This is a genomic window from Pseudomonas sp. KH_046_1 (assembly GCF_057839025.1).
Map to the genome: position 1 here is coordinate 156,445 of NZ_CM174481.1, position 12,545 is coordinate 168,989.

At 60.1% G+C, this 12,545-nt stretch carries 11 protein-coding genes and 1 tRNA gene; 8 read left to right on the forward strand and 4 right to left on the reverse strand.

Translation table 11 applies throughout. The features are described from left to right. The first annotated feature begins 267 nt into the window (after window positions 1-267). A complete protein-coding gene (locus tag AC3IT9_RS00715) occupies window positions 268-1,773 on the forward strand; it encodes a YdgA family protein (RefSeq protein ID WP_489271673.1) in 1,506 nt (501 codons plus the stop codon). 70 nt (window positions 1,774-1,843) lie between these two features. Here the strand turns inward: AC3IT9_RS00715 and AC3IT9_RS00720 are convergent, their stop codons facing one another. Then, on the reverse strand, window positions 1,844-3,373 hold the full coding sequence (locus AC3IT9_RS00720; protein ID WP_489271674.1) for an FAD-dependent oxidoreductase: 1,530 nt from the start codon (window positions 3,371-3,373) through the stop codon (window positions 1,844-1,846). Between the two features lie 139 nt (window positions 3,374-3,512). Here AC3IT9_RS00720 and AC3IT9_RS00725 point away from each other — a divergent pair, with 139 nt between their 5' ends. The 4 genes from AC3IT9_RS00725 to AC3IT9_RS00740 all read left to right on the forward strand — a co-directional run bounded on the left by AC3IT9_RS00725 (window position 3,513) and on the right by AC3IT9_RS00740 (window position 5,108). Then, the gene (locus tag AC3IT9_RS00725) at window positions 3,513-4,073 is read left to right on the forward strand and encodes a YbhB/YbcL family Raf kinase inhibitor-like protein (protein ID WP_489271675.1); all 561 of its coding nucleotides are present in this window, start codon (window positions 3,513-3,515) and stop codon (window positions 4,071-4,073) included. 42 nt (window positions 4,074-4,115) lie between these two features. Then, a complete protein-coding gene (locus AC3IT9_RS00730; RefSeq protein WP_223530029.1) occupies window positions 4,116-4,385 on the forward strand; it encodes a hypothetical protein in 270 nt (89 codons plus the stop codon). Between the two features lie 118 nt (window positions 4,386-4,503). Continuing rightward, on the forward strand, window positions 4,504-4,803 hold the full coding sequence (locus AC3IT9_RS00735; protein ID WP_223457258.1) for a type II toxin-antitoxin system prevent-host-death family antitoxin: 300 nt from the start codon (window positions 4,504-4,506) through the stop codon (window positions 4,801-4,803). Continuing rightward, window positions 4,800-5,108 (forward strand): type II toxin-antitoxin system RelE/ParE family toxin, encoded by a 309-nt coding sequence (locus AC3IT9_RS00740; protein WP_150726405.1) that lies wholly within the window; start codon window positions 4,800-4,802, stop codon window positions 5,106-5,108. Before AC3IT9_RS00735 ends, AC3IT9_RS00740 begins: the two co-directional genes overlap by 4 nt. A gap of 71 nt (window positions 5,109-5,179) precedes the next feature. Here the strand turns inward: AC3IT9_RS00740 and AC3IT9_RS00745 are convergent. Beyond that, a tRNA-Arg gene (locus AC3IT9_RS00745) sits at window positions 5,180-5,256 on the reverse strand. A 349-nt stretch (window positions 5,257-5,605) separates the two neighbouring features. Here AC3IT9_RS00745 and gabD point away from each other — a divergent pair. From gabD to AC3IT9_RS00760, 3 genes are all read left to right on the forward strand, one after another. Next, window positions 5,606-7,048, forward strand: a complete 1,443-nt coding sequence (gabD, locus tag AC3IT9_RS00750) for an NADP-dependent succinate-semialdehyde dehydrogenase (RefSeq protein WP_258683070.1) — start codon at window positions 5,606-5,608, stop codon at window positions 7,046-7,048. A gap of 184 nt (window positions 7,049-7,232) precedes the next feature. After that, window positions 7,233-8,510 carry a 4-aminobutyrate--2-oxoglutarate transaminase gene (gabT, locus tag AC3IT9_RS00755; RefSeq protein WP_108219752.1) on the forward strand — a complete coding sequence of 426 codons (1,278 nt, stop codon included), beginning with the start codon at window positions 7,233-7,235 and terminating at the stop codon, window positions 8,508-8,510. A 135-nt stretch (window positions 8,511-8,645) separates the two neighbouring features. Next, window positions 8,646-9,860: an HDOD domain-containing protein gene (locus AC3IT9_RS00760; protein WP_489271677.1), complete on the forward strand. Its 1,215-nt coding sequence runs from the start codon at window positions 8,646-8,648 to the stop codon at window positions 9,858-9,860. 125 nt (window positions 9,861-9,985) lie between these two features. Here the strand turns inward: AC3IT9_RS00760 and AC3IT9_RS00765 are convergent, their stop codons facing one another. After that, entirely contained in the window at window positions 9,986-10,975 is a 990-nt protein-coding gene (locus tag AC3IT9_RS00765; RefSeq protein ID WP_489271678.1) for a GGDEF domain-containing protein, read from the reverse strand. Window positions 10,976-11,240: 265 nt separating this feature from the next. Then, entirely contained in the window at window positions 11,241-12,425 is a 1,185-nt protein-coding gene (desA, locus tag AC3IT9_RS00770) for a delta-9 fatty acid desaturase DesA (RefSeq protein ID WP_150755900.1), read from the reverse strand. Between the last annotated feature and the right edge of the window lie 120 nt (window positions 12,426-12,545).

Consider the following 12,545-nt stretch of genomic DNA (forward strand, 5'->3'; position numbering starts at 1 on the left):
GTTATGCCGCCATCGCGAGCAAGCCCGCTCCCACAGGGATCACGCCGTACCTGTGGGAGCGGGCTTGCTCGCGAAGGCGATTGTATAGGCGCAAAGAATCCCCAGCCCCAGTGAGCCCCCCAAGACACTCTTTCACCTTTAATCATTGAGCCGTTCGTCGCGCCCGGTGCTAATCTGCAATTCACTTTCAGCACAGTCGAGCCGCAACCCGTCATGGGTTCAGGGAAGACGACCTCACTTTCTACAACGGACTTGAACGGGGCATACATGAATAAATCAGCAGGCGTGCTACTGGGAATTGTTGTCGCAATCGGTGCCATCAGCGCAGGCGGAGCCTGGTTCACCGGCACCAAAATCGAAGGTGTGTTGAACACCTCGATTGCCGATACCAACAAGGAATTGCAGGCGGCGATGGTCGGTTCAAACGGCACGGCGTCGCTGGAATTGGTGTCGCTGGAGCGTCATGTATTCAGCAGCACCGCGCACTACCGTCTCAAGGGCGAAGGCGAAATGTTCGGCGAAGCGCCGGTCGAGTTGCTGTTTGTCGATCACATCGAACACGGCCCGTTGCCGTTCTCGCGCCTGATGTCGCTGAAGTGGCTGCCGGTCCTGGCGACCAGTCACTACGAACTGGAAAAGACCCCGTCCACCGAGAAGTGGTTTGCCGCCGCCAAGGACAAATCCCCGCTGACCGGTGTGGTCAACATCGGTTATGACAACTCTACCAATGGCACCCTCGAGTTGCAGCCGCTGGAAATGGCCCTGGATGACAAGTCGAGCTTGAAGTTCTCCGGCCTGAGCATGGACGTCGACGCCAGCGCCAAGGCGCAGAAGGTCAAGGCCAGCGGCTACATGGACAGCCTGAAGGTGACCACAGTGTCCGAGGATCAGGCACCGGTGCAGGTTGAATTGAACGGCCTGACCCTGGCCAGCAACCTGACAAAAAGTACCTACGGTTTCTACACCGGTGAGAACGTTGTTGAACTGGCCAGCGGCAAGTCGACTTTTGGCGTCAAGCAGTCGGTACTGGACTTCAAGAAATTCGAAATGAAAAACCTGACTGAAGAAAAGGGTAGCAACGTCTCCGGGCGTGCCGACTACAAGGTCGGCGACGTGTCCCTGAACGGCAAGACCATCGGTTCCGGGGCGCTGGCCATGAGCCTGAAGAACCTCGACATTCCGGCCACCCTGTCATTGATGCAGGTTTACCAGAGCAAACTGCAGCCGTATGAAAGGGCGGCGGCCGAAGCAGCGGCGGCCGGCCTGCCGGCGCCAGAGCTGAAACTGACCGAAGCCGAAGAGGCGCTGCTCAAGTCCAGCCTGGAAAAACTGCTGGCGGCCGGACCACAAGTGGCCCTGGAAAACCTGTCGTTCAACACCGCCAACGGTGAGAGCCGCGCCAACATGGTGCTCGACCTGACCAAGCCACAAGCCATCGATCTGCCGACCGATCAGTTGGTCAGACAGCTGATCGCGCTGCTGGACTTCAAACTGCAAGTGTCCAAAGCCATGCTGGTCGATGTGCTCACCGTGCAATCGCAAATCGATGGTCAGACCGACGCCAAACTGATTGCCGACCAGGCCACCGCCACCGCGGACATGTTCAGCAGCATGGCGGTCGGCAGCCAACTGGCAAAACTGGACGGCAATAACATCGTCACCAACTTGCGTTACGCCAACAATCAGGTGGACTTCAACGGCCAGAAAATGACCGTCGAAGAGTTTGCCAGTTTTGTGATGAGCAAGTTCGCAGATGCTGGTGCCACCCAATAACGGCGGCTGTTAACTCTGCAACGCCCGGCCTCTGCATCGCGCAGGCGTCGGGCGTTTTGCTGTCCGCCCCCTAGGGGACGTCACGGATCAGGCGCCATGCCTCTTCCCATGGCAGCGGTTGTTTCATCCGCTCGGCGAGCATCGCCATTGTCCGGTCCATCTCGCAGGCTACCGCCGCCGACACCACACCGTTTTTGCCGAACAGGCCAATGAAAGGCGGATCGTAGGGATCGCCCTTGAACTCGACTTCGTCCCAGGCCTCGGCGTGGCCGAGGTAGTCGTAGGTTTTACCGAAATGCCAGGTCCAGAAATACGGCACGTCGAGGTAATGCTCGTCACCGCCCAGCATATTGGCCGCGGCGATCCGCGCCTGCTGTTGGGCCAGTCGCCAGTGTTCGATGCGCAGGTGTTGGTTGTTCAGCGGGAACGTGGCGATATCGCCAGCCGCCCAGAGGCCGTCGGCCACGCGCATTGCGCCATCGACACGCAGCGAGTGGTCCTGCTCCTTCGGCAACCCGGTAAAGGCCGCAGTGGCTGGCGTGACGCCAATGCCGACCAGCACCAGATTGGCCGCCAAGCGTTGGCCATTGTCCAGGCGCACGGCTTCGACCTTGTCCGTCCCTTCGATCTGTACCGCATTGCCCTGGGTATGAAACACGACGCCCTGGGCTTCATGCCGCGCGCGAATGGCCTTGCCGACCGTGTCGCCGAACTGTTTGGTAAACGGTACTTCGTGGCGGGCGAGCACGGTCACGTGCAGGCCAAGCTCGCGCAGGGACGAGGCGGACTCCATGGCAATGAAACTGTCGCCGATGATCACGACCCGCTGGCCGGCGCTGGCGCTGTCGAGAATCTGCTGCGCATGGGCCTTGGAGCGCAGGACGAACACTTGCGGCAGCTCGGCACCGGGCAGCGTCAGCGGATTGGGTACACCGCCGGTGGCCAGCAGCGCGGCGTCGTATGTCAGTGATTGGCCGTCAGTCAGCCGCAGCGTCCGGTTTGGCGCATCCAGGCTTGCCACTTCGCCTCGCAGGCGCTCGATCCGCTGCTCGCGGTAAAAATCCTCGTCGCGCAGCGGCGGGACTTCGTCCAGCGGCATCTCTCCGGCGATCACGTATTTGCTCAGCGCGGTGCGGTCGTATCCGGCATCGGCTTCGCGGTCGATCAACAGTAACCGGCCGCCGAAACCTTTCTCGCGCAAACACGCTGCCGCCGCCGTGCCTGCCGCGCCAGCGCCGACAATGATGAAGGTCCGTGGATCGTCGGCCGGTGGCGTGTGGGCACCCGGCATCGGCTGGTCGCCGACCCAGATGTCGCCGTCACGCACTTCAAGGGGATAGCGCTTGAGGCTGTCCAGGGCTGGCGGCTCACACAGCCCGCCATCCTCGATCCGAAACTGCGCCTTGTGCCACGGACAGGTCAGGCGCCCGTTGCATACCGCACCGTCAGCCAGCGGGGCTCCGGCGTGCGGGCATTCGGCCTGATAAGCGCGCAGTTGTTCGCCGGCCCGCAACAGCAGAACCTTGCTGTCCTGGACCTGCACTTCCAGACCCCGGTCTTCGGGCACATTGGCGACACGCGCAACGCGATGCAGAGTCATGATCGCTCTCCAGACAGACGTTTCAATTATGAGTCTGGTACTTATCGCGAGGTTCAGCCAATTGCCCCTGCCACGGCGTGAACGGTCCGGCTATAGTTTGCGCGCCGACGACGGCCCAACACGCACAAGGTACTCCGGTATGCCCCGATTGACCTCAATGAACCCTTGGCTCGCGGCCTTGGCAGTCGCCCTTTGCGTGCAGTTCCCGGCGCAGGCCCAGGAGCGCTTCACCCTGAACATTCCCGGTGTCTCCGATGACCGTCTGTTCACGTCGGCCGCAGCGAGCGATTCCGCGGGTTGTGGCGGGCATAACATTTCCCCGGCATTGAACTGGAACGCCGGTCCGGAAGCGACCCAAAGCTACGCCATCGTCATGCACGACCCAGACGGCCAGAAGGGCCAGGGCATCGATCAGTGGGTGCATTACGGCATCAAGGCCGGCACCCACCAGATCCCGGCCGGTGCCGGGAGTAAACCCGGCCTGGAGGGTGTCGGCGGTACCAACAGCAAGACAACCACCGGCTACATCGGCCCTTGCCCGCCCGTTGGCGACAGCTCGCACCACTACATCATCCAGATCTATGCCCTGGACCTGCCCCCGGACGCCTTGCCCGCCGGCCTGACCCGTGCGCAGCTGCTGGAAAAAATCAAAGGCCACGTCCTGAAAAACAGCAGCGTGGTGCGGCGCTATCATCGCTAACCATCTTCAGGAATAAACTGAAGTGCGCAGCGCTCGGGGAATTTGGCATCCCGACCCGAAAGCGCGCACTATCAGGCCATAGCCGATGCGTTGGAGGATGCCGTGGCAAAAAAAATCGACCGCATCGCCCAAATGCTCAACTGCCCGCAAAAGGGCGAGGAACTGCGGCGAGCGATTACCGAGAGTCGCAAGGATTTTCTGCTGAATCAGCCGGAAGAAGACGTTGTTGAAGACGACGACCTTGAAGAGGAATTTTTCGAGGACGACGAGGACGATGATGAGTACGACGAGTTCGACTGGACGACAGAATGAAAAAAACCGCTTCGGCGGTTTTTTTGTGGGCCAGGACAGCACCGGTCGGAGATTCGTTGACCCTCATGCAGGGAATGGAACACTATAAGGTACTTTTTTTTGTACCTTTGGAGCCGTCATGGAGCAGCTACTTGCAAGCCGTTCGGTCAGTATCACCGAGCTCAAGCGCAGCCCGAGCACTGTCATTGAGCAAGCGGGTTCCGAGCCTGTTGCCGTGCTCAACCACAATCGCCCTGCCGCCTATCTTTTACCGCACGCGGCCTATCAACAGCTGCTGGATCGGCTGCAGGCTGCCGAACTTCGTGAAGCCATTGCGGCCAGCCGCAACGATCCGCGCCCGGCCATTGCTGCCGATACCGTGTTCGCCGAGCTTGATGCGCTGATTGATGAGGTAGCAGCCGAGCAAAGCCGTCCATGAGGCAATTGCTTTTCTCTGCATTGGCACGGGACGATCTGCTGCAAGTCGCTCGTTTTATCGCCCGAGACAATCCTGAACGGGCCCGGACGTTTGTGGGTGAGCTACGCAGGCAGTGCACACGGTTGATTGAACAACCGAATCTGGGTGTTTCAAGAGACGATTGCGCCAAGGGATTGCGAATGCTTGCCCATGGTCGATATCTGGTTTTCTACTGTTTGATGGACGACGGGATCAAGGTCGAACGTGTGCTGCATAGTGCGAGAGACATCGCCCGGCTGTTTGAAAAAAACAGCATTGGCCGTTAGGCGCCAAGCCTTCAAACACCCACAAAAAAGCCCCAGACCCATAAGGCCTGAGGCTTTCTCGTTACAACGTATGGTGCACCAGGCGGGATTCGAACCCACGACCCCTGCCTTCGGAGGGCAGTACTCTATCCAGCTGAGCTACTGGTGCAGCGGGCGCCATGATACGCATATGCACTGCGGGCGTCCATGCTGCTGAATCGCCTGCGTTTTTTTAAAGCTGTAACGCGCGTTTGCTACGTTGATCAGAAAAAATAGGCAAAAGCGTCGTTTTCGTTCTTTTTTTCGAACAGCCTATTGTCCTTTACCCCCTTTGATCCTAGGATTCGTTTGAGATTTCAAACGCTCTTGTCTGGGTGCTGAACCGCACGATTTGAATCAGTGCGCTATTTATGTGCTTCAGCCCGGTGAATGATTTCCCTGACGGCAGCCTATCGAGGCGCCTTTCTACAATCATAATTTGCTCCGCATTTGTTGCGGTGCTGTTAAGGAAAGCCGACATGCAGCTTAAAGACACCCAGTTGTTCCGCCAGCAAGCCTTCATCGATGGCGCGTGGGTTGATGCGGACAATGGTCAGACGATCAAGGTCAACAACCCGGCAACGGGCGAAATTCTGGGCACCGTGCCGAAAATGGGTGCTGCCGAAACCCGCCGTGCGATCGAAGCCGCTGACAAAGCGCTGCCGGCCTGGCGTGCACTGACCGCCAAAGAACGTGCGACCAAACTGCGTCGCTGGTTCGAGCTGATCATCGAGAACCAGGACGACCTGGCTCGCCTGATGACCCTGGAGCAAGGCAAGCCATTGGCTGAAGCCAAGGGCGAAATCGTTTACGCCGCTTCCTTCATCGAGTGGTTCGCCGAAGAAGCCAAGCGCATCTACGGTGACGTGATTCCGGGCCACCAGCCAGACAAGCGCCTGATCGTGATCAAGCAGCCAATCGGCGTGACCGCTGCAATCACCCCGTGGAACTTCCCGGCTGCAATGATCACCCGTAAAGCCGGCCCGGCCCTGGCCGCCGGTTGCACCATGGTGCTCAAGCCTGCTTCGCAAACTCCGTTTTCCGCCTTCGCCCTGGCCGAACTAGCCCAGCGTGCGGGCATCCCGGCTGGCGTGTTCAGCGTGGTTTCCGGCAGCGCCGGCGACATCGGCAGCGAGCTGACCAGCAACCCGATCGTGCGCAAGCTGTCCTTCACCGGTTCGACCGAGATCGGTCGTCAACTGATGTCGGAATGCGCCAAGGACATCAAGAAAGTGTCCCTGGAACTGGGCGGCAACGCTCCGTTCATCGTGTTCGACGACGCGGATCTGGATAAGGCCGTCGAAGGCGCGATCATTTCCAAGTATCGCAACAACGGTCAGACCTGCGTCTGCGCCAACCGCCTGTACATTCAGGATTCGGTCTACGACGCGTTCGCCGAGAAGCTGAAAGTGGCTGTGGCCAAGCTCAAGATCGGCAACGGTCTGGAAGACGGCACCACCACTGGCCCGCTGATCGACGAAAAAGCCGTGGCCAAGGTGCAAGAGCACATTGCTGACGCCATTTCCAAAGGCGCCACCGTGCTGTCCGGCGGCAAGTCGATGGAAGGTAACTTCTTCGAGCCGACCATCCTGACCAACGTGCCGAACAACGCTGCCGTGGCCAAGGAAGAAACCTTCGGTCCACTGGCGCCACTGTTCCGCTTCAAAGACGAAGCCGATGTGATCGCGATGTCCAACGACACCGAGTTCGGTCTGGCCTCGTACTTCTATGCTCGCGACCTGGGTCGTGTGTTCCGTGTGGCTGAAGCCCTGGAATACGGCATGGTCGGCGTCAACACCGGGTTGATCTCCAACGAAGTCGCGCCGTTCGGCGGCATCAAGGCCTCGGGCCTGGGCCGTGAAGGCTCCAAGTACGGCATCGAAGACTACCTGGAAATCAAATACCTCTGCCTGGGCATCTAAGCCCGGCACGGCATTGCTTCAAGCGCAAAGGGCACGAGAGCGCTGTCCCTTTGCGCCGCTTCAAACCGGAATTTTCTCGGTGACCGGGAACGCCGTGGCAGTCGATCATCGCATGCTGCCGCCGTTGCTCCCCGTCGCTTTATCCTTGAACCACACCGCCCGATGAGCGGTGAATGAGGAATGTATGAGCAAGACTAACGCTTCTTTGATGGCCCGCCGTACCGCTGCTGTACCACGTGGTGTTGGCCAGATTCACCCGATCTTCGCCGATTCCGCGAAGAACGCGACGGTAACCGACGTTGAAGGTCGTGAATTCATCGACTTCGCCGGCGGTATCGCCGTACTGAACACCGGCCACCTGCACCCGAAAGTCATCGCCGCCGTGACCGAGCAGCTGAACAAGCTGACCCACACCTGCTTCCAGGTACTGGCCTACGAGCCGTACGTGGAAGTGTGCGAAAAAATCAACGCCAAGGTCCCAGGTGATTTCGACAAGAAAACCCTGCTGGTGACCACCGGCTCCGAAGCCGTGGAAAACTCGATCAAGATCGCCCGTGCCGCCACTGGCCGTGCCGGCGTGATCGCGTTCACCGGCGCTTACCACGGTCGCACCATGATGACTCTGGGCCTGACCGGTAAAGTCGTGCCTTACTCGGCCGGCATGGGCCTGATGCCAGGCGGCATCTTCCGTGCGCTGTACCCGAATGAACTGCACGGTGTGAGCATCGACGACTCGATCGCTTCCATCGAACGCATCTTCAAGAACGACGCCGAGCCGAAAGACATCGCCGCGATCATCATCGAGCCGGTTCAGGGCGAAGGCGGTTTCTACGTCGCGCCTAAAGAGTTCATGAAGCGTCTGCGTGCCTTGTGCGACCAGCACGGCATCCTGCTGATCGCTGACGAAGTACAGACGGGCGCTGGCCGTACCGGCACCTTCTTCGCCATGGAACAGATGGGCGTCGCTGCCGACCTGACCACCTTCGCCAAATCCATCGCTGGCGGCTTCCCGCTGGCCGGTGTGTGCGGCAAGGCCGAATACATGGACGCCATCGCTCCAGGCGGCCTGGGCGGCACCTACGCCGGCAGCCCGATCGCTTGCGCCGCGGCCCTGGCCGTGATGGAAGTGTTCGAAGAAGAACACCTGCTGGATCGTTGCAAGGCTGTTGGCGAGCGTCTGGTAACCGGCCTGAAGGCCATCCAGGCCAAGTACCCGGTGATCGGTGAAGTCCGTGCCCTGGGCGCAATGATCGCTGTCGAGTTGTTCGAAAACGGCGACAGCCACAAGCCGAACGCTGCAGCCGTGGCGTCCGTTGTGGCCAAGGCTCGCGACAAGGGTCTGATCCTGCTGTCCTGCGGCACCTACGGCAACGTTCTGCGCGTCCTGGTACCGCTGACCTCGCCGGACGAGCAACTGGACAAAGGCCTGGCGATCATCGAAGAGTGCTTCTCCGAGCTCTGATCCCCAGTGTGACCTGATCCACAAAAAACCCGCTTCGGCGGGTTTTTTCATGCCCCTTGAAACGCATCCCGCGCATTAGCGCTGTATCGAATGGCCAGCATTGGCTAAGGTTTCCGCATTGCCAGGGAGAGCTGTATGACGACTGTCATTTTACCCGCCGTTCCAAGAGTCCTGATCGCCGAGGCCGACCCCTGGTCCCGGGATTTGCTCAAGGAAGTGTTGTTGAACGTACGCTGCGATGCGCGGCTGGATTTGTGCGCCGATGGTCAGCAAGCGCTGGAGCTATTGGCTGCCAACCCCTATGACCTGGTCATCGCCGACTGGGAGTTGCCGGGCGTCGATGGCCTGAATGTCCTGCGCAACGTCCGTCAGCGCAAACGCAATCCGCCCATGCCGTTCATTCTGATGAGCAGTCGTAACGACAGTGCCAGCGTGCGCGAGGCCTTGCCGCTGGCGCCGGCCGCGTACCTGACCAAGCCCCTGAATATGCAAAGCCTGACCCAGCGGTTGCAGGGTTTGCTGCTGAACGCTGGCGAAGAAGTCTCGTGCGAGGTGCCGTCGCTGGCACCGGGCATGACGTTGTCGGTATTTCTGGAGCGTCGACGGGAGTTGGCCGACGGTGCCCCGCTGATGACCGACGTGCAAGTGGCGGTCAAGCGCAGCCTCAATCCCAATGGCCTCGACCTGACGGTGCTGGAAGACGAAATCCGCACCGATCCGCAGGTCACGGCCGTGCTGATCGCCGCTGCCAACAGCGCGGCCCAGCACCACGGCGCCGCTGTGCAAACCCTGTCACAGGCACTGCATCGCCTGGGCACCGGGCAGAGCATGAACCTGATTCTCGGGCTGGCACTCAAGCGCAGCGCACGGCTCAGCGATCCGCAATTGGCCGACTATGCCGAGCGCTTCTGGGATCTGTCGCTGCACACCGCCGAATACGCGCGAACCCTGGCGCGCCTGCTCGATCTGGATCAGGAGCGCTGCTATTGCGCCGGTATGTTGCATCGTCTCGGCGATCTGGCGCTGCTGCGCTGTTTGCAGGAGTGGAAACAGGCCGGTGGCGAACTGGACGAGCAGGAGGACGTGGGCGAAGCGCTGGTTGAATTTGGCGCGGCCTATGGTTCGGCCCTGCGCACGCGCTGGCGCCTGCCACTGGAGTTGCGGGAGCTGATTGCAGCCGCCTACCAGCTCGGTGGCGGGGTTTATTTCCGCGAAGCGCTGGTGATGAACATGGCGGCGCAGATGGCGCGCCTGACCGAGCATGAGGGCATTGAGGCGCTGGCGAAGAGCCGGACGGCGCGATTGCTCAAGATTGGCTTGCCGGAATTGATGCGTTTGCGCAGGAAGTAAAGCCACCACTCAACCCTGTGGGAGCGAGCTTGCTCGCGATAGCGGACTGTCTGCCAACATTGATGTTGAATGAGCCGGCGCCATCGCGAGCAAGCTCGCTCCCACAGGGTTCTATGGTGTTCCTGTCAGGCAGTAACAATCCGGTTCTTGCCCTCGCGCTTGGCCTGATACATCGCGGTATCCGCCCGGGAAAACAGGTTCTCCACGTTTTCGTCCGCGGCGCTCAGGCTGGTCAGGCCCTGGCTGACGGTGATGCCGAACGTCCGGCCTTCATGGGTAAAGCGCAATCGCTGAATCTGCTGTTGCAAGCGTTCAGCCACTTGCAGGGCCATCTGTGGCGTACAGCCGGGAAACACCGCTGCGAACTCCTCACCGCCAATGCGCCCGAACAGATCGCCACGGCGCAACGCTGCGCGGCCGCTATCGGCGATGCGTTGCAACACGTTGTCGCCTTCCTGGTGGCCGTAGGTGTCGTTGATGATTTTGAAGTCATCGATGTCCAGCATCAGGAACGAAAGCGGCTCGCCCTGTTGCCGGGCGTGTGCGAACTCGCGGTGGGCGCATTCGAAGAAATGCCGGCGATTGCTGCTCTGGGTCAGCGCGTCGGTGGTGGCCAAGCGGTGCAGCTCGGTTTCCATCTGCTTCTTGTCAGTGATGTCTTCGGCGATGCCGACGATGATCACCGGTTGCCCCGGCTCGGCCTGGCGGTTGACGTAGCATTTGTCGCTGAGCCAGCGCACCTGGCCATCGGCGGCAATGATTCGATACTCGCGGTCTTCGACGGCGCCTTTGTCCAGCACTTCGGCCAGGCTGCGTTCGGCGTAGTCCAGGTCGTCAGGGTAAATGCTGTCGCGCCATTGGTTGCAGTCGGCCAGCAGTAGATCGGCCGAACGGTCAAAGATCCGTTCGTAGGCGGGGCTGACGTAAAGCACCTGGCGGGTTTCCCAATCGAATGCCCACAGCACCACGTTGACGCTCATCAGCAAGGTGTTGAGCAACTGTTCGCGTTCGCTCAGGCGTGCGACTTCACTTTGGGCGTGCATCAGCGCCATCAGGGTCTGCGCGGCCTCGGGCCAATGGGACGGAGATGAGTCTTGCAGGTTTTTTTCGGCCATCGACACAAATCTCAAAGGGCATGCCGCGCGCGATCGCGGCCAACATCAAGCCCGCCGGGGATGGCGAAGTGTCTTTGAGATAGGGCTTTTCAGATGAAGTTCCCGCCTTTTGCGGCGAGGGAACTGGCTCCCGCCGGGCGGTACTGGCGATGCCTTTTTGCGGCCACAAATCAATGTGGGAGCGAGCCTGCTCGCGAAAGGGGGGTGCCAGTCAAATCAATATTGACTGACACGCCGCCTTCGCGAGCAGGCTCGCTCCCACAGGTCAGACGGCGGCAGGACGCAGGGAGTAGGTCTTCAACTGACCGGCGAAGTCGCGCAGGGACTGAATCCCGCTGGCTTCGGCTTCGTGTACCCAATCCTTGATGGCCGCCAGCATGTCGTGACCATTTGAGCTGGTCTTGACCCAGATCTGCTGCAAGGCCAGGCGTTTCTCGTAAATTACCTTCAGCGCCTGACTGTGCTCGAGCATGTTCTGGATGCGTACATGGTGTTTGTCATCCAGCAGACTGGTTTCTCGCGAAAGCAGGCGTTTGGCCCGGTGGAACTGGTGACGTACCGAGTGATCGACCTTTTCCAGCTCTTGTTTGACCAGCGGGCCGATCACCAATTTGCGGTACTGGGCCATGATCTGGAAGCGGTTGTTGAGGATCGCCATGGCGGTATCCATGTCCAGGTTGCCCTTGCCTTCGACGCGATGGGCAATCGGCGCAACCCGCTGGACCTTGGCTAGGCGCAGGAAGCTGAAGACTTGAATCCACGCCCAGCCCAGGTCGAATTCCCACTTCTTCACCGACAGTTTTGCCGAGTTAGGGTAGGTGTGATGGTTGTTATGCAGTTCTTCGCCGCCAATCAGGATGCCCCAAGGCACCAGGTTGGTCGCCGCATCGCGGCATTCGAAATTGCGGTAGCCGATGGCATGGCCCAGGCCATTGACCACGCCGGCGGCCCACACCGGGATCCACATCATCTGGATGGCCCAGATGGTGATGCCGATGGTGCCGAACAGCAGCAGGTCGATAACGCCCATGATCGCAATGCCCAGCAGCGGGAAGCGGCTGTAGAGATTGCGCTCGATCCAGTCTTCGGGGCAGTTCTTGCCGTAGATGCGCAGCGTCTCGGGGTTTTCCGCTTCGGCGCGGTACAGCTCGGCGCCTTTGCGCAGCACCGTGGACAACCCCTTGATGACCGGGCTGTGCGGGTCATCGACGGTTTCGCATTTGGCGTGATGCTTGCGGTGGATGGCGGTCCACTCGCGGGTGTTCTGCGCCGTGGTCAGCCACAGCCAGAAACGGAAGAAATGCTTAAGGCCCCCATTCAGCTCCAGGGAGCGATGGGCCGAGTAACGATGCAGATAGACCGTGACGGCGATGATCGTGACGTGGGTCATCAGCAGGGTGACTGCTACCAGCGACCAGGGCGACAAGCCAAGAAAACCTTCGTACCACATAGGCTGTAGGGCCCTCGATAAAGAAAAAACAGCCGTTGCATTATCACTAAGCCCACACAGAAAACCAGTCGCCCTTTCAGATAAGAGTGGCTGGATGTGTCTTTAAACCATCATTCCAAC